The 19,792-nt window shown below is 68.3% G+C and carries 16 protein-coding genes and 1 tRNA gene; 8 read left to right on the top strand and 9 right to left on the bottom strand.

Annotated features, from left to right (window positions below; translation table 11 throughout):
- Positions 1 to 776: LysR family transcriptional regulator (locus tag ACE5C1_RS06025; RefSeq protein WP_374943158.1), on the bottom strand; the 776-nt coding region annotated here is incomplete at its 3' end.
- Between the two features lie 328 nt (positions 777 to 1,104).
- On the opposite strand from ACE5C1_RS06025, the gene ACE5C1_RS06020 reads away from it, so the two are divergent.
- The 6 genes from ACE5C1_RS06020 (at position 1,105) to ACE5C1_RS05995 (ending at position 7,107) form a co-directional block, all read left to right on the top strand.
- Positions 1,105 to 1,932 carry a hypothetical protein gene (locus ACE5C1_RS06020; protein ID WP_374943157.1) on the top strand — a complete coding sequence of 276 codons (828 nt, stop codon included), beginning with the start codon at positions 1,105 to 1,107 and terminating at the stop codon, positions 1,930 to 1,932.
- 6 nt (positions 1,933 to 1,938) lie between these two features.
- Positions 1,939 to 2,232, top strand: a complete 294-nt coding sequence (locus tag ACE5C1_RS06015) for a hypothetical protein (protein WP_374943156.1) — start codon at positions 1,939 to 1,941, stop codon at positions 2,230 to 2,232.
- Positions 2,229 to 5,279 carry a hypothetical protein gene (locus tag ACE5C1_RS06010; RefSeq protein WP_374943155.1) on the top strand — a complete coding sequence of 1,017 codons (3,051 nt, stop codon included), beginning with the start codon at positions 2,229 to 2,231 and terminating at the stop codon, positions 5,277 to 5,279. Before ACE5C1_RS06015 ends, ACE5C1_RS06010 begins: the two co-directional genes overlap by 4 nt.
- The gene (locus tag ACE5C1_RS06005; RefSeq protein ID WP_374943154.1) at positions 5,276 to 5,806 is read left to right on the top strand and encodes a hypothetical protein; all 531 of its coding nucleotides are present in this window, start codon (positions 5,276 to 5,278) and stop codon (positions 5,804 to 5,806) included. The genes ACE5C1_RS06010 and ACE5C1_RS06005 overlap by 4 nt, the downstream gene beginning before the upstream one ends.
- Positions 5,807 to 5,896: 90 nt before the next feature.
- On the top strand, positions 5,897 to 6,784 hold the full coding sequence (locus ACE5C1_RS06000; RefSeq protein WP_374943153.1) for a ParB/RepB/Spo0J family partition protein: 888 nt from the start codon (positions 5,897 to 5,899) through the stop codon (positions 6,782 to 6,784).
- A 35-nt stretch (positions 6,785 to 6,819) separates the two neighbouring features.
- Positions 6,820 to 7,107 carry a hypothetical protein gene (locus tag ACE5C1_RS05995; RefSeq protein WP_374943152.1) on the top strand — a complete coding sequence of 96 codons (288 nt, stop codon included), beginning with the start codon at positions 6,820 to 6,822 and terminating at the stop codon, positions 7,105 to 7,107.
- 12 nt (positions 7,108 to 7,119) lie between these two features.
- Here the strand turns inward: ACE5C1_RS05995 and ACE5C1_RS05990 are convergent, their stop codons facing one another.
- Positions 7,120 to 7,446, bottom strand: coding sequence for a hypothetical protein (locus ACE5C1_RS05990; RefSeq protein WP_374943151.1), 327 nt, complete (start codon positions 7,444 to 7,446; stop codon positions 7,120 to 7,122).
- A 304-nt stretch (positions 7,447 to 7,750) separates the two neighbouring features.
- Between ACE5C1_RS05990 and ACE5C1_RS05985 the strand changes: the two genes are divergently transcribed.
- The gene (locus ACE5C1_RS05985) at positions 7,751 to 9,382 is read left to right on the top strand and encodes a recombinase family protein (protein ID WP_374943150.1); all 1,632 of its coding nucleotides are present in this window, start codon (positions 7,751 to 7,753) and stop codon (positions 9,380 to 9,382) included.
- Here ACE5C1_RS05985 and ACE5C1_RS05980 read toward each other — a convergent pair.
- A tRNA-Thr gene (locus ACE5C1_RS05980) sits at positions 9,353 to 9,428 on the bottom strand. The genes ACE5C1_RS05985 and ACE5C1_RS05980 overlap by 30 nt on opposite strands.
- Positions 9,429 to 9,592: 164 nt before the next feature.
- On the opposite strand from ACE5C1_RS05980, the gene ACE5C1_RS05975 reads away from it, so the two are divergent.
- Entirely contained in the window at positions 9,593 to 10,840 is a 1,248-nt protein-coding gene (locus tag ACE5C1_RS05975) for a hypothetical protein (protein ID WP_374943149.1), read from the top strand.
- A gap of 315 nt (positions 10,841 to 11,155) precedes the next feature.
- On the opposite strand, the gene ACE5C1_RS05970 is transcribed toward ACE5C1_RS05975, so the two are convergent.
- The 6 genes from ACE5C1_RS05970 to ACE5C1_RS05945 all read right to left on the bottom strand — a co-directional run bounded on the left by ACE5C1_RS05970 (position 11,156) and on the right by ACE5C1_RS05945 (position 19,786).
- The gene (locus ACE5C1_RS05970; RefSeq protein WP_374943148.1) at positions 11,156 to 15,781 is read right to left on the bottom strand and encodes an NAD-glutamate dehydrogenase domain-containing protein; all 4,626 of its coding nucleotides are present in this window, start codon (positions 15,779 to 15,781) and stop codon (positions 11,156 to 11,158) included.
- A gap of 87 nt (positions 15,782 to 15,868) precedes the next feature.
- Positions 15,869 to 17,008, bottom strand: a complete 1,140-nt coding sequence (locus ACE5C1_RS05965) for a PepSY-associated TM helix domain-containing protein (protein WP_374943147.1) — start codon at positions 17,006 to 17,008, stop codon at positions 15,869 to 15,871.
- 42 nt (positions 17,009 to 17,050) lie between these two features.
- A complete protein-coding gene (locus ACE5C1_RS05960; protein ID WP_374943146.1) occupies positions 17,051 to 17,302 on the bottom strand; it encodes a ribbon-helix-helix domain-containing protein in 252 nt (83 codons plus the stop codon).
- Positions 17,299 to 19,119 carry a cobaltochelatase subunit CobT gene (gene cobT / locus ACE5C1_RS05955; protein ID WP_374943145.1) on the bottom strand — a complete coding sequence of 607 codons (1,821 nt, stop codon included), beginning with the start codon at positions 19,117 to 19,119 and terminating at the stop codon, positions 17,299 to 17,301. The genes ACE5C1_RS05960 and cobT overlap by 4 nt, the downstream gene beginning before the upstream one ends.
- A complete protein-coding gene (locus ACE5C1_RS05950) occupies positions 19,119 to 19,508 on the bottom strand; it encodes a type II toxin-antitoxin system VapC family toxin (RefSeq protein ID WP_374943144.1) in 390 nt (129 codons plus the stop codon). Before ACE5C1_RS05950 ends, cobT begins: the two co-directional genes overlap by 1 nt.
- Positions 19,505 to 19,786 carry a type II toxin-antitoxin system Phd/YefM family antitoxin gene (locus ACE5C1_RS05945; protein ID WP_374943143.1) on the bottom strand — a complete coding sequence of 94 codons (282 nt, stop codon included), beginning with the start codon at positions 19,784 to 19,786 and terminating at the stop codon, positions 19,505 to 19,507. Before ACE5C1_RS05945 ends, ACE5C1_RS05950 begins: the two co-directional genes overlap by 4 nt.
- Between the last annotated feature and the right edge of the window lie 6 nt (positions 19,787 to 19,792).

Below are 19,792 nucleotides of genomic sequence, written 5' to 3'. Positions count from 1 at the left end.
AGCAGGCGGACCAGCCGCCCCGCGGCGACGTGGTCCATCACCTGATAGGATCGGGCGTGAATAATCCCATGCCCGCGAAGCGCGGCGTCGATCACCGCCGCGGCGTTATTGACGCTCAGTCGGGTGTGGACGCGAACCGACCGGGTGCGTGATCCTCGCCCCGCGCCCATGTCGAACGCCCAGCGTTCGCCGTCGCCTTCGGCGTTCAACCCGATGCACTGGTGGCGATCGAGATCGCCGAGGCCGGCAGGTGACCCGACACGCGCCAGATAGTCAGGAGAAGCGCAAAGCAGCCCGCGGACCTCTCCGACCCTGATGGCGGTCAGCGTGGAATCCGGCAGCGGAGCCAGGCGCACCGCCAGGTCCACGCCCTCGCCGATCAGGTTTACCAGGCGGTTCACCAGCAGGACGCGCGCGGCGATCCGGGGATGATCGGCAAGAAAGGCTTCCAGCAGCGGCATTACCTTCAGCCGTCCGAACAGTTCGGGCGCGGTCAGGACGATGCTTCCACCAAGCGAGGCCGCGCCGTCCTCAGGCTCGATCTCGCGCAGCTTGGCGAGCACCTCGCGCCAGACCGACAGGTGCCGATCGCCGGCCGCGGTCAGGCTGAGCTTGCGGGTGGATCGCAGCAACAGGCTCTCGCTGGCATTGCGCTCCAGCAGCGCGACCGCGCGCGTCACCGCGGCGGGAGAGCGGCCGTGGCGCCTGGCGGCGGCGGCGAGCGAGCCTTCCTCCACCGCGGTCACGAACAGGGTCATCGCGTCCAGCCGGTCCATCGTTTCGGAAGCTGCAACTCAGTCCGCCGAAACGCAAGGCTTATGCCCGGCGACGAAGGGTATAGATCAGGCACGCCAGCCCGAGGAGCCGCCGTGCATCGCCCAGCCCATGCTTTCCCGCGCCGCTTCGTGCTCACCCTGTTGGGAGCAGCGGCGACGATCCCGGGCATGGCGCGGGCAGCCGTGGCGGGGTCGCCGAAACCGAAAGGAAGACCGATGCCCACTATTCACTATCGCAGGCGAAAGGTCGGGGAAGTGGAGGTCTTCTACCGGGAAGCCGGCCCGGCCGACGCGCCGGTCATCCTGCTGCTCCACGGCTTATCCGATGTTGATCGCAGCGATCGATCGCGAGCTCGCGATGGCGAACGCACTCGAGGCCGAGGCGAGCGCCCGGATCGCCGCACTCGATGATGAGCAGGCGAGCATCAGACATCACCCCCATTACGCCATCTATCGCCACGGCGGCATTGCTGCGGTGCGCAACATGGGTGTCGCACACATCCTTGCACACGCCGAATTTTACCGCCTGCGGTACGGGGAGGCGATCGCACGGCTCGCCGAGGCGCGCCAGGCTAGCCGCGACGATTGCCTGATCTCGGCGCTGAAGCTCGTCTGTGAAAGCGATCCGCTGCTCGAGATCGCGGGACTGGCGTGGCTCGATAGCCAAGGATTGCTCATACGTGGCGCACTGAACCCGTTCTGGCTCAAGCAACCAAAGCTGGGTTTGGGATATCCGGCCAGGCTGCATGGGCTCACGGCCGAGGACGCCGAGGCGCACCGTGGCCTATATGCGCTGACCCCGCCCGAACTTGCCGGGCGTTTTGCCGAAGAAGCTGAATCGGCCGCAGACACGTTCGGAGATCTGCTGCCGGCGGTCATCGCCGCGGGCGGCGCCCAGCTGGCGGCAATCGGGACCGCGGCGACGGAGGCGGATGCCGCCGAGCGCTACTGGGCCAAATGCGCGAGCTTCGCCGCGCACCAGCGGGCGACCGGCGATCGGCGCTGGCGCTGGAAGCCCCCTCTCTCGCGCCAGGGCCATCACGCGCGGACGATCGCCAACCTCAACGACGTGGCGATGCCGTCCGAGCGCACGCGTGGCCACGCCGCCGCCTGGCTCGACGACAATGGCGCCAATCCGCGGTTCCGGAAGGGGTGACCGTCCATGTCCCGCATCACCATCACCGAGAACGGCGTCGAGAAGGTCGTCACCGACATCGCGCCCTACCGCGCCGAGCTTGAGGATGTCCTCGCCAAGCTGACCCGGATTTATGCCGATTTCGAACAGGGCACGCTGAGTGCTCTTGACGCCCGCGAAGGCGAGATCGTCGACCTCATCAACTGCTACAACGAGCTGACCCACCTGATCGAGAAATTCGACGAAGCCGGCGTGCGCCGCGCCAACATCCTCGCCGGCTGGGAGATCGTGAAGCAGAACCGCGCCGGAGAAGGCGCGTGACCACCGGTTCGGCCGTCAACACCGATACGCGCATGATCGCGGCCGGGCTCGCCGCGAACGTTGCCGTGACGCGCCCCTTCATCATCACCGCGACCGGCCGCGCCGCACCGAGCCGCCACGCGATCGTGCCGGCGGGCGCCTGGGCGCCGCTCGCGCTGATGCCGCATGTCGATTATCTCGACAATCCGGAGCACCGGCCGGGCTCCGGGTTCGTCGGTGGGCGGATCTCGAGCATCGTGCCGTCGCTGGCGCCCGGCGCGATCCCGGCGCAGGCGAACGTCGCGGTCACGCTACGGCCGTTGCCCGACAGCGCCGACGCCATTCTGCGCGACCTGCGGAGCCGCGCCGGTCTATGGTCCGCGCCGGGCGCGTTGTTCGCACGCGCCGCCTGGACCGACAGCTTCGTCGCGACATTCCTCGACCGGCTGCGCGAGAATGGCGACGACGCCCGGCTCACCATCGCGCATGCGCAAGCGTCGCTCGCGGTGCGCAAGATGTGGTTGGCGGTCGAGTGGGATGTTGGCGTCGATCCGAACGCGAGCCTGACGACCGCCGGCGGCGCTGCCGTGGTCGGGCGCGCGCTGATCGACGCAATCGCGCTCGTCGATCGGCTGGCGGCGCCGGAACGTGAGAACCTCGCCCGGCCTGCGCACCGCGAGATCGCGCTCGCCGCGCTCCTCACCGCTCTCGGTCACTTCATCCGTCATGTCCGAGCGGCGGAGTCCGTTAAACGCATTTCGGTCGCCAGGCGCAAGCTCAAGCGCGCGACCGACTGGGCGCGCACTATCCTCGACGCCGTCGGTGTCTTCTCGGTCGTCGGCGATGCCGAACGGAAGCGCTGGGAGCGGCTGACCGCGATGGTCGACGTCGGCGAACTTCACGATCATGCCGGCGGAACGGCGGCGAAGCTCGACTGCCTGGCGCGCCAGCTGGAGCAGCTGACGTGCGCCGACCTCGGCAACAAGCTCGAACGTACCTGCTGGCGCCCACACATCCGGCGATCGCTGCTTCGCCTGGCGCAGCCCGATCGATCCATCCGTCTTGTGCTGCTCGCCCGCATCCGCTGCGACCTGATCTTCACGCTGGCTACGACCCGCCGCCTCGACCGGCTCTACCAGATGTTTCCGTGGCTGGCGGCGCCGCACGGCGCGTTTCCGGGCTGCGCCGGCGGGGCGCTCGGCGCGCTCGCCTCGCTCTACGAGGCTTCGCGCGGCGTTGAGATCGGGCTCGACATGAAACGCCGCCTCGGCGACGTGCGCCAAACACCGGGAACGGTCATGCGCATGACCATCCATCAGGCACAAGCCGTCTACACCAGTCCGCGCCGTGTCCTATTAGCGGCCGGCCGCAACTATGCCGCCGGCGCCGCGCTGGTCGCGCAGGTCACCAGCCACGTCATGGTCAAGGCCGCGCTCGAGGAGCAATCATTCGGCAGCCTGTCGCTTGAAGCGACGCGCTACGGCCACCTTGGCTACAACGATGCCGCTGCGCTCAAGGACGGACGCACCCGCGATGCGGTGGTCAAGATCCAGCAGGCGCAGCCGGCATTCCAGGTGACGACGCGCGACGACGACCTCATCCGCCACATGGGCCTCACGCTGGTTCGCCACTTCGGCGCTGTAGCGCATTCGATCTGGCCGACCAGCTATCAGCGAAGCGACTTCACGATCCATCGCACGATCGTCCACAGCGGCTGCAAGCCGCGCAAGGGCAAGGATCGCCGCGCCGGTACCGATGGACCTTGGGACCGGTTCAGCAAACATCGCATCCATCAGGAACTCGTCCGCTCGATGCTGCGCACGGTCGACGGGGGCGATGACGAGACGCTCCGTGACACCATCGAGAACATTGAGACGCCCCACGCCGACGACGGCGAATACGCGCGCGCCGCTCGCCTCAGGGGCGACGCCAGCCGGAAGGCGGGCGCCTGGGAGGAGCATGACGAAGGCCAAGCCGCCGCACGTCGCGCCGCGGAGGAACCGACCAATACCGCCGACCGTGGTGCGATCCTGCGCGACCTGGTCGACGACGCGCGCCGCTGGCGCGAGCGTGATCCCGCCCGGCCGCAGGTCGCGCCGCAGGATGACCTGCTCGAGGACATCCTGCTCGGCCGCGCCAACCTCGCCCAACTCGCGCCCGTCTCCGATCTATTCATTCCGATCCTGTGGTTCGCCCCGCTGATCGACCGTGACCGGCTCGCCTGGATCGCGCAGGGCATGCCGGGTCAGCAGGCTCGCGACAACGCCGCGCGCCGCGCGGCTCAAGAACTGGCTCTCGGCGGTACGTGGTTGGGCTTGGGCGCCGTTCGCCACGCCGATCGTGCGCGGCCGGGACGACGTCATCGCCTGCCACCTGTTCACGGGCGTGTCGTCTGTCACCGCGGACCTCGGCCATGTTCGGTGACCCGTCCCCTCTGCCGGCCGGAACCGGCGAGGTTCGCACGACCGCCGGTCAGAGCAGACAATCCGACAACCGATCGAACAGCGGAGGCAAGCAACATGTACGTCATTTGCGATGAGATGTGGAACAGCGTGGACGTCTACGGCCCGCAATCGGAGATCGATCGCTTCAAGCGTCGCTTCATCGTGCCGGCGCCCGCCGGCAATCGATCGCGCAGCACGCTGGCGTTCAAGCTCGAAGACCTCAGCGGCGAGTTCGCCTGGAACTTCAGAGATCTGGGGCCGCACGAGCACGGCATGTACTCGTTCGCGTTCGACACGCTCGCGAACTTTCCGACCTACGCTTTGGAGCGCCTGATCAGGATGTTTCCCAGGCTGTATTTCGACTGCGAGTGCATCGCGGACGACGATCACCGCATGGGATACGGCTGGTTCAATACGCCCCCCGGTGGTCAGGACTTCCGCGACGACTACGACGTGCCCAAAGGCTATTGGACCAATGGCGGTGGCAAGCGCACGCCGCCCGAACTGCGGCGGCACATGATGGTGACCGACGCGCTCAGGCAGCGGCTGCGCGATGAAGAGCTTGGCAGGCGCGGGGGCGACCTTCGCGACGCTGGCGACGAAAGTGGAAGGTTTGATCGATGAGCGACGTCTGGAACAGCGTCAGGGTGTACGGGCCGTCCTCGGAGATCAGCCGCTTCAAGCGGCTATGCATGGCGCCGTCTGAAGAGAGCAACACCTGTGATCACGATGGTTGGAACGGATGGGATTGCGTCATCACGGTCCCGGCCGGTGACCAAGGCGGCAACGATCAGGTCTTTTCGGACTATGTCTGGAATTTTCATCATGACGATGTGCCGGGCGACAATCGCTATACGTTCAACTTCGACACGGACTTCAGGTTTCCGGTCGAGCTGTTCGAGCGCATCGCACAGGCGTTTCCCGCGCTCGCGTTCGACTGCGGCTGCATCCACAGCATGGACGAGTTCATGGGTTATGGCTGGTTCAACACGCCGGTCGGGGGCGAGGATTTCAGCCAGGATTACGATGTTCCGGAGGATTACTGGACATCGGGCAGTGGGTACAAGCGAGGCGCTGCCGCTCAGTTGAACCACAAGGCGCTGATCGCCCGACTCGAACGCGTTGCGCGCGAGGCCGGTGGTCACTCGTGAGCTCTTTTTGCAAGACCTGAGTGGCGGTTACATCGTCGTCGCGTTTTGTCGTCGGCATCCTCGATTCGTCAGCACTCGAGGATCGAACGCATGGACCCGAACGAACTGCCGCTCGACGCCGCCCCGTCGCCCAAGCGCGGCCAGAAAGCCGCTTTCGCCGTCGAGCTGCTGTCTTATGACCAGACGAGCGTCTCGCCCAAGAACCCGCGTTTCGGCTACATCATCACCGACGACAGTGTCGCGCCGCTCGTCGCCGAGCTTAAGGCGGTCGGACAGGCGCATGACGCGATCGGCGAGCGCGGGGCCGACGGTATCGTCGAGATTCTCGCTGGCTCGCGCCGCCGCGAGGGATGCCGCGTCCTCGGTATGCCGCTCCGCGTCCGCGTCTATGAAACCGGCGCGCTGACCGCCGAAGCCGCGCTCAAGATCGCGACCCGCGAGGATCGTGGGGCGCTCGAGGTCAGCCTGTGGGATCGGTCCGCGTCCTGGACCCGGATGCTCGACGCCAAGCTCGTCGCCGGCGAGACGCGCCTCGCCGACGCGGTGGGCGAGGACAAGTCCGCGATCAGCCGCGGCCTTGCGCTGCAGAAGGCCCCCGCTGCCATCCTCGACCTCGTCGCCGACCGGCGCGCGATCTCGATGACGCAGTGGGCGCAACTGGCGCCGCTGCTCGAGGACGATGAACAGCGCGAACGCATCCTCACTTGCGCCGCGCTGCTAGCCGGGCAGACGCTCGCCATCGCGCCGCTCGTCCGCAAGCTGACCGCCGCCGCCGCGGGCAAGGACGAGATCAGGCCGGTCGAGGTCAGGAACCGCCATGGCCGGGTCATCGCTACCCTGACCCCCGACCACCGCGGCGCCTTCACGATCCGGGTCAAGGTGATGGCCGAGCAGCACCCGAGCTTCCGTCTCGACCACGCCAAGCTGATCCACGCCGCCTTCATCGACCTCATCAAAGACTGGTTCGGCGACGTCTGATCCGGCCGGTTCACTAGCCCGCGAAAGGAACTGTCATGCCTCAGTTCGAGACGATCACGCTCCCGTTCGGCAAGGTAAAACGCCGCCACGCTCCGATCAAAAGCCCGACCCTGCTGGCGCTGCCGGAGAGCGAGCGGCCCAAGCCGGTGCTCGGCTGCATGACTTGCCCGGCGGGCGGCTGGTACCTGGATGAGGACGCGCTCGCCTGCCACTGCGCGATCCGCCGCTACGTGTCGTGGCTGCCCGGGCAGAAGGCTATCATCCTGTGCGACGACCGCGAGCAGGCGCTCGACGACGAGGAGAAGCAAGAACCCGAGGGCTGATCGGGATGAAGTTTATGCGGTGGTACTCGTGCCGCTACCCATCATCTCGACCATCGCATACCCCCGCGCGCCGGAGCGCGGAAAGAGGCTGTAATGCGTGGTCATCGCGATCGACAGCGGCAGATGACGCGCCATCAGACGACGCTGCCGGCGGGTCGGAGCACCGGAAGCCATATATCCTGAAGAACCGAACGCCGGCCGCGCCGCGAGCAACGCGCGGCTGATACGAAGTGAACGCCAGCGATAATAGGCGGCGATCGTCGTCGCGAGCACGATCGCGAGCCATTCGCCGATGTTCAGCGCGGCGAACGAGAACAGGAGCAGTATGATGGTGAGCATCTTTATCTCTCCTTTTTATACCAGCTCCAGCTGGTCCACCTTCTCCAGTCATCAATCTGATTTTCCGCGACGGTTACATCGTCGCGCCGGTTCGCCGACGGCACACGCTGATCGGTGGACCACGCTGATTCCATCTCTCGTCGTACTGGCGCCGGCGCCTCGGCTAACGGCACACCCGCGTCGGGCGAACGGATCGTCGTCGATCGTCTGATGGACTCTTTTCCCCTGGCGCGATCGGAGTCAGAGTGGCTGCTCACCCTTTTGAGCGCGGACGAACTCCGCTACATCTTCGAAGGTCCCGATCATGATCAAACCCCGGACTGAACGCGCTCTCGGCTACGTGCGGGTATCGACCCAGCGTCAGGCCGAGGGCGGCATCAGCCTGGCCAATCAAGAGGAGCGCCTCACCGCCCACTACGCTCAGCGCGGCGTTGAGCTAGTCGTCGTCCATCGCGACGCTGGCCTGTCCGGCACTAACGACAACCGGCCTGGCCTGCAGGCATTGTTCGAGCACGCCTTGCGGCCCGGCAACGGCGTCACCGAGATCGGGGTCTACAGCTTTTCGCGGCTTTTCCGCGATCACTATCTGCTTGAGCATTACCGCCGAAAGCTGAAGCGCGCCGGGGTGAGGATCGTCGCCATCACCCAGGAGGTCGGCCAAGACGCCGAGGGCGACCTGGTCCGCTCCGTGCTGTCGAACTTCGACGAATACCAGTCGCGCCAGACCGCCAAGGTCACGCGCGACACGATGAAGCGCAATGCGCAAGCCGGCTTCTGGAACGGCGCCATCCCGCCGTTCGGCTACGTCGCCGAGATTGTCGAGATGCGCGGTCCCAAGGCCAAGAAGCGGCTGGCGATCGAGCCTTCCGAGGCGCTGCAGGTCCAGCAGATCTATCGCATGAAGCGCATCGGCATCGGTTACGGCCCGATGGGCTACAAGAAGATCGTCTGTCACCTCAACGCAAGCGGCGCGACGCTGCGCGGCCGCAAGTGGCATGTGTCTAACGTCAAGGACATCCTCCAGCGATCAACCTACCGCGGCAAGCACCTCTACGGTGTTCACGATGTTCGCAACGGCATCAAGCGTCCCGAGGAGGAATGGCAGACGATCGATGCTCCGGTCATCATTCCGGAGGACGAATGGCTTGAGGTGCAGGCCGGGATCGCGCGCAATGCGCGGCATGTCACTCCAGCGCGGATCGTCGCCAGCCGGACGATGCTCGCCGGCATCGCCAAATGCGGCCACCCTGAATGCGGTCACGCGCTCACGATCGCGACCGGAAAGGGCGGGCGATACCGCTATTACCGCTGCTCGCGCCGGCTGCGGCGCGGCGAGACCGCGTGCGAGGGGACAAGCATTCGGGACGGAAAGCTCGAGGACGTCGTTATCGATGCCATGGCCGAGCGGCGGCTCCACCCCGAGCGGCTTCAGCAGTTGCTTGCCAACCTGCTCGACGACAGTTCGGCCGCGGTGCGTGAGCGCCAAGCGCACCTCAAGGCGCTCCGCACCGAGCGAACGCGCGTCGAAGGCGCGATCCAGAACATGTTCGACTTCATCGAACAGGGCGTGGTGTCGGCGCGCGACGCCGATTTCACCGCACGGCTCGCCAGCCAGCGCGCCCGCCGCGCGGATCTCGAACAGGAAATCCTGCTGGTCGAGCGGCAGCTATCCGCGGCCGATCGGCGTGTGACCGCCGACGCAATCGATCGGCTCGGCGAGGTTATCCTGAGCAAACTGCGATCCAGTGATGCTATCGCCCGGCAAAGTTACGCCCGCCGGTTCATTTCCAAAGTCGTTGTAGCGCCCGACCTGATCACTATCAGCGGACCGATCAAGCCATTGGCGATCGCCGCCACCGACGGTCCCGACCATCAGGCACCCATGGTGCCTTCCATTGCTCGGGAGTGGTGCCGCTTACAGGACTCGAACCTGTGACCCCCGCATTACGAATGCGATGCTCTACCAACTGAGCTAAAGCGGCGCGTCGACGCGGGCGTGGGCCCGTGTCGAGGCGGCGGCGCTTAGCAAGGGGCGGGGCGGGTGGCAAGCCTGTCACGGTTTACGCGGCGTTTACCACAGCCGGTGCAGGACGTGTCTTCGAAGCAGCGGGAATCGGGTTCCGCGGGGCGAGGACGGCGAAGCAGCATGGACACGGCGCAGGGGTTCGAAGGCGGCGAGACCGGCCACGAGGGCGGCGGCGATGCCGCGGTGCAGGACCAGATGTTCGAGCTCGGCGGCGACGAGCGACGGATGCACGTCCGCGCGTACAACCACTGGGTGTCGCTGCTGAAGGGCCGCGCCTACCCCGCCATCGCCGATCTCGACCCCGACGGCATCGTCGATTTCGGCCCGCACAGCGTGCTGCTCGATTTCACTGCGGGACTGGAGGACCCGGGCATCGCCTATCTCGGCCGGGCGCTGCGCACCGAATGCGGGCTGGAGACCTCGATCGGGCGGATTTCCGACGTGCCCAGCCGCTCGCTGCTGTCGCGCCTCACCGACCATTACTTGCAGATCATCGCCAATTGCGCGCCGATCGGCTTCGAGGCCGAATTCGTCGGCACCCGCGGCCGTACCACGCTCTACCGCGGCATCCTGATGCCCTTCTCCTCGGACGGCGAAGGCATCGACTTCATCTACGGGGTCATCAACTGGAAGGAAGTGGTCGACGCCGCGACCCAGGCCGGGCTCGACGCCGAGCTGGACGCCGCGCTGCGTGATCCGCCCAAGCCGGTGCCGACCGCGGCGGTGTGGGCCGATGGACCAAGCGGCGGCTTCGACGATGCCGACGCGGAGATCGGCGACGAGGCTCCCGCGGGCTCGCTCGGCGACCGGCTGGCGATCGCGCGCGAAAGCGCCGCGGCGGTCCGCGCCGCCGACACACGCAGCCGCTCGGCGTTGTATCGCGCGCTGGGGCGTGCGCACGATTTCGCGGTGGCGGCCGAAGCCGATGCCGAAGGCTATGCCGCCATCCTCGATCGCGCCGCCATCGCGGTACAGGCGCGTGCGCCGCTGACGCCGATCGCCAAGCTCGTCTTCGGCGCGGATTACGACAAGACCCGGCTGACCGAATATGCCGCGGTGCTCCAGCACGCGCGGCGCCACACGATTGCGGGCGGCGGACTGGCTGCGTTCCTCGACGGATTCGACGGCGGCATCAAGGGCGTTGTCGCCGCCGAGCGCCAGGCGCGTAAACCCGTGGGCGAGAAGCCGGTGCCGGTGGCGCTGGTCGACCGCGTGGCGCTCGCGACCTTGGCGTTCGCGACGGCAGCGGTGGAGGGCAGTGCGATCCTGCTGGTGGCGCGGGTCGCTGCCGATGGGATGGTCGAGGTGGTCGGCAGCGTCGGTGGACGATCGCCGCTGGTGCAGCGGGCGGTGCAGGCACTCGACTGACGCACACGGAAAAATCCTGTTATGACAGGTGCTTGCTCGTGCCCGCGAGCAAAGACGTTGACACCGGTTGTCACGTGAACGTGTGACCGTCAACGTCGATCGTTTCCGTTTTCGCACCCATGGCGAAGACTGAGTTTGGGCAAACGAGTCCATGCCGCGATGCTGGCATGGATCGTGGCTTGTAGGACAGCCTTCCATGCGCTCGGCGGGGGTTGCCGGTCGAGCCTCGAACGGCATTGCTCGCCGGGCCCTGGCCCCCGGAACAAGTCCGGGGTGACGAAGAGGTGACACCCCGTCCGTCCTGCACTTGGCAGGTTACCGCGCCAGCAGCACCCGCGCTTGACCCGCGATCTGCGCCAGCATCGCCGCATTCGGCAACGCTGCGTGCCGGGCACGGTCGATCACCGCCTTGAACTGCGCCACCCGCGCCGCATTGGCGGTGAGCCATGCCTCGACCGACGCCTGCGGATCGCTGCCTCCCGCGCGTGCCAACGCATCCAGGCGGAGTTGCTGGAAATCGCGGGCGAGGCCGGCGATCAGCAGGCGCTCCCACGGATCGCTCGGCGAGAGTCGCGCCGCGGTCGCCTGCGCCCAGTCGAGCCCGAGCGCCTGTCCTAATCGGGTGAAGGCGCGGGTGAGGTCGGCTTCGTCCAATGCGAGCCGGTCGCCCAGGTCGGCCAACCCCACCGAGCCGTCGAGCTCGAACAGCCGCACGACCTCACGCGCCAGATCGCCCGGAGCGCCGATCGCTTCCAGCGCCGCGGCGATGCGCGCGCTCTGGGTGCGCGCTTCGTCGAGCAGCAGATGGCCGGTCTGGCGGTCGAGCTGCGCGATCCCCTTGGACAGCCGCGCCAGCACGCCTTCCACCCCCGCCCCCGACGGCGTCACCCGGAGCAGGTCGGCGATCTGCGAGCGGACGCCGAGCGCGGCCTCGTCGAACAGCGCGATCCGCGCGGCCTCGGGCATCGCGGCCGTCTCGATCCGTGCCCACAGCGCGTCGAGCCCGAACAGCCGCTCGGCGACGACGAACATCGCCGCGATATCGGCCATCGCCGCGCCCTCTTCCTCGGCCAGCTCGAACGGGTGGAGGATGCCGAGGCGATTGACGATGCGGTTGGCGAGCTTGGTCGCGACGATCTCGCCGCGCAGCCGGTGCGCGTCGATCGCGGACCCTTGCGTCTCCTGCATCGCGCGCGGAAAGGCGGTGTGGAGATCGGGGCTGAGCGCCGGATCGAGCCCGAGCCCGCGCGTCTCGATCGCGTCCTGGAGCGCGAGCTTGGCGGTCGCCAGCAGCACCGCGAGTTCGGGCCGGGTGAGCCCCTGGCCTTCGAGACCGCGGCGGATCAGGATGTCGCCCGGCGCCAGCCCTTCGACCACGCGGTCGAGCCGCCCGTCGGCCTCGAAGATCTCGATCACGCGCGCGTAGCTCGGCACCGCCGCGGCGCCGCCGGTCTCGGCGATCGACAGCGCCAGCGTCTGCAGGCGGTTATCCTCCAGCACCAGCGCCGCGACGTCGTCGGTCATGCTGGCGAGCAGGGCGTTGCGCGTGTCGAAGGCGAGGCGCCCCTCGATCATCTCGCGGTTGAGCGCGATCTTGATGTTGACCTCGTTGTCCGAACAATCGACGCCGGCCGAATTGTCGATGAAGTCGGTGTTGATCCGCCCGCCGCGCGCGGCAAAGGCGATGCGCGCGGCCTGCGTGGTGCCCAGGTTCGCGCCCTCGCCGATGGCGGTGACGCGCAAGTCCTCGGCATCGACGCGCAGGCGATCGTTGGCGGGGTCGCCGACGGTGGCGTTGTTCTCGGACGCGGCCTTCACATAGGTGCCGATGCCGCCGAACCAGAGCAGGTCGGCGGGCGCCTTGAGGATTGCGGAAATCAGCGCGGCGGGCTCCAGCGCGTCCGCCTCGATGCCGAGCGCGGCGCGGACTTGGCGAGTCAGCGCGATCGACTTGGCGGTGCGGCTGTGGACCCCGCCGCCGTCGGAAACCGGCGCGGCGTAATCCGCCCAGCTCGAACGTGGCAGGGCGAACAGCCGCGCGCGCTCCTCCCACGAAGCGACCGGATCGGGATCGGGATCGAGGAAGATGTGGCGGTGGTCGAACGCGGCGACCAACCGGATCGTCTTCGACAGCAGCATGCCGTTGCCGAACACGTCGCCCGACATGTCGCCGCAGCCGACGACGGTGATCGGGTCCGCCTGCACGTCGACCCCGCGCTCGGCGAAGTGGCGTTGCACCGAAATCCATGCGCCCTTGGCGGTGATTCCCATGGCCTTGTGGTCGTAGCCGACCGACCCGCCGCTGGCGAAGGCATCGCCCAGCCAATAGCCACGTTCCAGCGCGATGGCGTTGGCGACGTCGGAGAAGGTCGCGGTGCCCTTGTCGGCGGCTACGACGAAATACGGGTCCTCGCCATCGTGGACGCGCACGCCCTCAGGATGGACGACCGCCCCGTCGACGATGTTGTCGGTAATGCTGAGCAGCGCTCGGATGAAGGTGCGGTAGCTTTCGGTTCCTTCCGCCAGCCAGGCGTCGCGGTTCGAGAGTGCGGGAAGCTGCTTGGGATAGAAGCCGCCCTTCGCCCCCGTCGGCACGATCACCGCGTTCTTGACCCGCTGCGCCTTCATCAGCCCGAGGATTTCGGTGCGGAAATCGTCGCGCCGGTCGGACCAGCGCAGGCCGCCGCGCGCAATCGGTCCGGCACGCAGGTGGATACCCTCGACTCGAGGGGAATAGACCCAGATCTCGCGCCACGGCACCGGCACGGGCAGGCCGGGGATCAGGTCGCTGTCGAGCTTGAACGCCAGCGCCTCTCGCGCGCCGTCCGCAAAGGCGTTGGTGCGCAGCGTCGCGGCGACCAGGTGGCGATAGGCGCGCAGGATGCGGTCGTCGTCGATCGCCGACACCGCATCGAGGCCCTCCTCGATCGCCGCGTCCGCCCCTGCGACATCGCCCGTCGCGTTCGGCGCGTGTGCCGCCTCGAACCGCGCGATCAGCGCCGCGGCGACGTCGGGCGCGCGGCGGAGCGCGTCGACGACGGTGGTCAGGCCGTAAGGCAGCCCCGCCTGGCGCAGGTAGCGGAACCAGGCGCGGAACAGCACGACCGATTGCGGCGCCATGCCCGCCTCGACGATCAGCCGGTTGAACGCGTCGTTCTCCGCCGCTCCCGCCAGCGTCGCGGCGATCGCGCCTTCGAGTACCGCCGGGTCGCCGCCCTCTCCGCCGCCCTCGACCGCGAATTCGTGGACGAACGCCTCGCCCTCGCCGCTCAGCCGGGTCGGCAGCTCGCCGATGACGCGGAAGCCGAAATTCTCCATGACCGGCACCGCGTCGGACAGCGCCAGCGCGCCGCCAAGCTTGTAGATCTTCAGCCGCCGGTCCTCGCCGCTGCGCGCCGGGAACAACCGCACCGACCGCCCGGCGTCGTTCTCCAGCCCCGCCAACCGCGCGATATCGGCGGCGGCTTCGCCAGCGGTGTTGAGGTTGCGGTAATTGGTCGGGAACGCCGCGGCCCAGCGCAGCGCCAGGCGTGCCGCACGCGCGGCGGGAACGTGATCGGCGAGCGCCGCCTCGACATCGGGCACCCAGCCGCGGACCATGCGCTCGATCCGCTCCTCCAGCTGGTCGGCATCCGGCATGCGGCCGCCATCGCGCAGGTCGAGGGTGTAGCGCATCATCGCGACCACCCCGTCCTCCAGCGCGATCGCCCAGTTGAGCACCGGCGCGGCGGCCGCCTCGGCGATCATCTCGCCGATCGCGACCCGCCTGCCCGTGGTCAGCTCGTCGCGCGGCAGCCAGGCAAAGGCGAACAGGTGCCGCCCGAGCGCCGAGCGCACCAGCACCAGCGCCGGGCGCGGCCGGTCGGCCAGCGACATCGCGGTCAGCGCGAGGCGTTCGAGCGACTCCGGATCGAACGCGACGACCAAATCGTGCGGCAGCGATCCCATCGCATGGGTCAGCGCCTTGCCCGCATGGCCGCGCGGATCGAAGCCGAACTTGGCCTTGAGCGCCGCCAGGCCTGCGCGCAGCACCGGCACGTCGCGCGGCGCGGCGGCGAGTGCGGCGCTGGTCCACAGCCCGGCATGGATCGACAGCCCCGCGACCTTGCCGCCCTGCATCACCGGCACCACCGCCAGATCGAGCGGGACGGCGCGGTGGACGGTGGCGATGCGGTTCGACTTCAGCAGCAGCGGCACCGCGCCGCCGCGCTCGAAATGCTCGATCGCCAGGCGGCAGGAGGCATCCGCCAGCGTCGGCACCTTGGCCTGGTTGCGCGCGATGCCCAGCGGGTCGCGAACGCCGCCCTCCGGGAACCAGCGATAATGGCCGAGCAACGTCAGATAGCCGTCGAGAAACCAGTGCAGCAGCGCCGCCCCCTCGGCATCGCGCACCGTCGCGACGTCGTCGCTCAGCGCGCTCTGGAGCGCGGGCCAGTCGGTAACGGCGGCGCGAACGTCGGCCAGCACCGCGCCGACGTCGTCGACCAGCATTCGCCGGTCGCGCGCGTCGGCGCGGCTCATCTCCAGATACACCATCGATTCCCGCGTCGCGCCCTCGCCCGCCGCGACGAGCTCGCCTTGCGGGTTGCGCGTGACGGGGACGACCGGGTGGATGACGCGGTCGATCGCGATGTCGTGCCCGCCGATCGCCGCCGCGATCGAATCGACCAGGAACGGCATGTCGTCGTTGACGATCGCCATCCGCATGCGCCGCCGGGTGTCGTCGCCGGCCAGGCTCTCCAGCCCGATCGCGGGGGTGCCCGCCGGGCGCGTAGCGGCGGTGGCGACGATGAAGGCGGCGGCGCCCGCGACCTCGGCGGCGCCGAAACCGGCCAGCTCTCCGGGCAGCGCGCCTTCGGTCAGGCGAGGGGCCAGGCGAGCGGCGAGGGCGTCGGCATGGGGCGCGTCTGCGGGGTGTTCGGGAGGATGGGAATCGGCCATGCGCGCGGCTATGCGCCTGCCCGAAACGCGCTTCAACCCTTCGCCGCGCGTGAAACGATGTTGCGCCGCAACGTAACTATTGGAGAGTTACTCCGCCGGCACTGCGCCGCGGTTGCCGTCCCGCCGCGCTGCGAGTTCGGCCTTCCAGCCACGCGCGCGCCACCACATGACGATGCCGGTGACCGCCAGGATCGCGGGCAGGAGGCCGCCGAGAAAGATGATCGTCTGCCAGACGATGCCCGTGCCGGTGCCGTCGTGGACTCGGCGCATCAGCGGCGCGGCGCCGCCGGTCGCGCGCGGCGGCACCGCGGTCGCCTGTCCGTCCGCATCGGTGACCCGCACATAGCGCAGCGGACCGTCGCCCGCGGCATAACCGATCGTCCACTCGGGTTTCAGGTCGGTCGGCCATGCGATGCTGCGCACGTCGCCCCGACCGCCAATGTCCTTTGCCGCGCCCGCCTGCGCCACGGCGCGGTCGAGCGACTGCGCCGGATTCGCCAGCGTTCGTGCGCGCGCCAGCGCGGCGCGGTCTGGCCCGCGCTGCTGCGCCGCGCCACCGGTCAGGCCTGCAAAGAAAGCGGGAAAACTGATCCACGCGCCGGTCAGCGACAGCACGAACAGCGGCAAGGCGATCCAGAAACCGAGCAGATAATGCAGGTTGGTATCGGTGTTCCGGTGCCGCCTCCACCGCAGCCCGCGCGCCCAGCGCCCGACCGTCGGCCACCATAGCCACAGCCCGGTGAACGCCGACATCATCATCGCCACCCCGATCCAGCCGACGATCGTCCGCCCGACGCCGGGTATCAGAAGCGAGCCGTGGAGCATGTGGAACGTCCGCAGCACGCCCGACGAACTCGACGCGACGTCGAGCACCCGCGCGGTCGGCGGGTCGAGATACACCATCGTCCGTTCGGGCGGACCGGGGCGCTTCGATGCCAGCGCCGGGCTGCCCGACAGCACGACCGGGCCGTCGCCTTCGGGCATCGTCAGCATCGCCGGGCGTTCGCCGCGCTTGAACACCCGGTTCGCTGCCGCGACATAGGCGCCGGGCGCGAGCACCGCGTCGCCCGACACCGCGAATCGCTGCGGCGTGACGACGCGCGCCAACGCCTCGTCCCACACCAGCGCCGCGCCGGTGAGCGAGATCGGGATGATCAGGATCGCCAGCGTCAGGCCCAACCATTTGTGGACCTGGAACCAGGCGCGCCGCATCGCCAGCTTGCTCACTCGTCTGTCTCCGCCCGTGTAAGCGCCGCCGTGACATGCATGCTATTGCGCGTCAATCGCAATATACAGCAGCCATGTGCGCAGCGCACTGGCGAGATTGGGCGGATCGGCCGCGGTGATCCGGAGCGCGTCGATCTCGGCGACCAGCGCGTTCAGCGGCAGCGCTCGCCCGGCAGCAGCGGCTTCGAGCGCGGACCAGAAGAGCGGTTCCAGGCTGATCGAGGTTTGGTGCCCAGCGATCGTGACCGACCGTTTCGTCGGACCGACGAAGCCATCGGGCGGAGCCGCTATCACTCGCTGTCGAACAGCGCCGCCAGCTGCTCGACGATGGCGCCCGCAAGCTGCTCGGCGTCCATGATCGTCACGGCGCGCGCGTAATAGCGCGTCACGTCGTGGCCGATGCCGATCGCGACCAGCTCGATCGGCGACTTGCCCTCGATCCACCCGATCACCTGGCGCAGGTGACGTTCCAGATACGATCCCGAATTCACCGACAGCGTCGAATCGTCGACCGGCGCGCCATCGGAGATCACCATCAGGATGCGCCGCTCCTCCGGCCGCGCGATCAGCCGCGCGTGCGCCCACAGCAGCGCCTCGCCGTCGATATTCTCCTTGAGCAATCCCTCGCGCATCATCAGGCCGAGGTTCTGCCGCGCCCGCCGCCATGGCTCGTCGGCCTTCTTGTAGACGATGTGCCGCACGTCGTTGAGCCGCCCCGGCTGCGGCGGCCGCCCGGTGGCAAGCCATGTCTCGCGCGACTGACCGCCCTTCCAGGCGCGCGTCGTGAAGCCCAGGATCTCGGTCTTCACCCCGCACCGCTCCAGCGTGCGCGCGAGGATATCCGCCGAGATCGCCGCGATCGAGATCGGCCGCCCGCGCATCGAACCCGAATTGTCGATGAGCAAGGTGACGACGGTGTCGCGGAAATCGGTCTCGCGCTCGACCTTGTAGCTGAGCGACAGCGTCGGGTTGACGACCACGCGTGCCAGCCGCGCGGCGTCGAGGATGCCCTCCTCCTGGTCGAAATCCCACGACCGGTTCTGCTGCGCCATCAGCCGGCGTTGCAGCCGGTTGGCGAGCTTCGACACCGCCGATTGCAGGTGGACGAGCTGCTGGTCGAGATAACCGCGCAGCCGCACCAGCTCGTCCGGGTCGCACAGGTCGATCGCGGCGACGACCTCGTCGAACTGCGTCGTCCAGGGCTTGTAGTCGAATTGCGCGCTCGGGTCGGCCATCGGGCGGTTGGGACGGACGGGCTGCATCCCCTCGTCGCCCTCGTCGCCGGGGTCGCCGTCGGCATCGTCGAACTGGTCCTCGCCTTGCTCCCGGCCGTCGCCGTCGTCGTCCGATTCGGTCTGCTCGCCGCGTGCCTCGACCTGACCCTCGCCCTGCCCGCCTTCGTCGTCGTTCTCCTCGCCTTCCTCCTGCTGCTGCTCGTCGGTCCCTTCGTCCTCGGAGCCGCCCTCGTCCGCCTCGTCGGGGATGCGGTCGTCTTCGACCAGCTCCAGATCCTCCAGCAGCTTCATCGCCACCCGCGCGAACGCGCGCTGGTCGTCGAGCACCAGCGCGAGCCCGCTCAGGTCGGCGCGCTCGCCTACCCAATCGCGCACCAGCGCCAGTCCGGGCGCGGCGATCGCGGGTGCCGCCCGCCCGGTCAGCGCCTCGCGCACCAGCAACCCCAGCGCGGTCGACAGCGGCACTTCGGCGCGGGTTCGGGCGCGGGTGATCGGGTCGGCACGCATCCGCATGTCGAGCGCGACGCCGAGATTGTCCGCGATCCCCGCATAGCCGCGGCTGCCCAGCGCCTCGACCCGCGCCTCCTCGACCGCGTCGAACACCGCGCGCGCCACCGCGTCCGCGGGCGCAGCGCGTGCGTGCATCACCGCATCATGGTGCTTGAGCCGCAGCGCGAAGCCGTCGGCGAACCCGCGCGCCTCCGCCACCTGGTCGGCGGGCAGCGCACGCGCCGGCATCGGCACCTTGATGTGCTTGCCCGATTGCGCCGGCGCGTCGGCGGTGAAGGCAAGCTCCACCTCCGCCTCGTCCGCGATCGCCCGCGATGCGCCGCCGAGCACCGCCTTGAACCGGTCGAGCGGGGTTTCGGTCGCCATTACCAGAGCACCTTGCAGCCAAACGCGGCGATTTCCCCGTCACGCGTGATGACGACCAGATTCTCCATCAATCCTTGCGCCGCAATCAGGCGATCGAACGGATCGCCCTGACGACCCGGCAGAGCGCCTGCATGCAAGGCATGCGCACTGGTGATGTCCAGCGCCCGAAATCGATTCTGCGTCATGAGCGCTGGGTAGATCCTTGACGGATCACCGATGCCGTCAAGCTTGCCGATCCGGTGCTTGGTTGCGATCTCCCACGCACTTGCCGCGCTGACGAACAATTCGACATCGTCAGTACCGATGACCTCGCGTGCCGCATCGCCAAGCCGTTCGCCGCCAGCCCACCAGAACAAGGCGGCATGCGTGTCCAAAAGGTAGCGTGTCACAATCCATGGTTCTCGAGCCGTTTGCCTTCCCATAAAGCAAGCTCGTCTTCGGGCATCGGATCGAACCAGACCGAGTCCGGAATGTTGGCCAGCTCCGGCCATCCGCCGGGCATCCGTTTCGGTTTGGACGGTGGTTCGATCGGCACCATGCGAGCCCAAGGCCGCCCGGCCTTCGCCAGAATGATCTCCTCGCCCGCGTGGGCACGGTCCATCAGCTTGGAAAGGTTCGTCTTGGCATCGTGAACGTTGAACGTCTTCAGCGGATCTGCGTCGGCCATAACAAT

Origin of the sequence: Sphingomonas sp. (assembly GCF_964263785.1) — a bacterium.
Classification (GTDB): domain Bacteria; phylum Pseudomonadota; class Alphaproteobacteria; order Sphingomonadales; family Sphingomonadaceae; genus Sphingomonas.
Note: the sequence above shows the minus strand (reverse complement) of the source record. Positions and strands in the feature narration are given on the sequence as shown.

Coding starts and splice junctions, on each gene's coding strand:
- ACE5C1_RS06005 (WP_374943154.1), top strand. CDS start 5,276: ATGAGCGACGTCTGGAACAGCGTCAGGGTGTACGGGCCGTCCTCGGAG.
- ACE5C1_RS05970 (WP_374943148.1), bottom strand. CDS start 15,781: ATGGCCGATTCCCATCCTCCCGAACACCCCGCAGACGCGCCCCATGCC.
- ACE5C1_RS06000 (WP_374943153.1), top strand. CDS start 5,897: ATGGACCCGAACGAACTGCCGCTCGACGCCGCCCCGTCGCCCAAGCGC.
- ACE5C1_RS05990 (WP_374943151.1), bottom strand. CDS start 7,446: ATGCTCACCATCATACTGCTCCTGTTCTCGTTCGCCGCGCTGAACATC.
- ACE5C1_RS06015 (WP_374943156.1), top strand. CDS start 1,939: ATGTCCCGCATCACCATCACCGAGAACGGCGTCGAGAAGGTCGTCACC.
- ACE5C1_RS05985 (WP_374943150.1), top strand. CDS start 7,751: ATGATCAAACCCCGGACTGAACGCGCTCTCGGCTACGTGCGGGTATCG.
- ACE5C1_RS05975 (WP_374943149.1), top strand. CDS start 9,593: ATGGACACGGCGCAGGGGTTCGAAGGCGGCGAGACCGGCCACGAGGGC.
- ACE5C1_RS05995 (WP_374943152.1), top strand. CDS start 6,820: ATGCCTCAGTTCGAGACGATCACGCTCCCGTTCGGCAAGGTAAAACGC.
- cobT (WP_374943145.1), bottom strand. CDS start 19,119: ATGGCGACCGAAACCCCGCTCGACCGGTTCAAGGCGGTGCTCGGCGGC.
- ACE5C1_RS05945 (WP_374943143.1), bottom strand. CDS start 19,786: ATGGCCGACGCAGATCCGCTGAAGACGTTCAACGTTCACGATGCCAAG.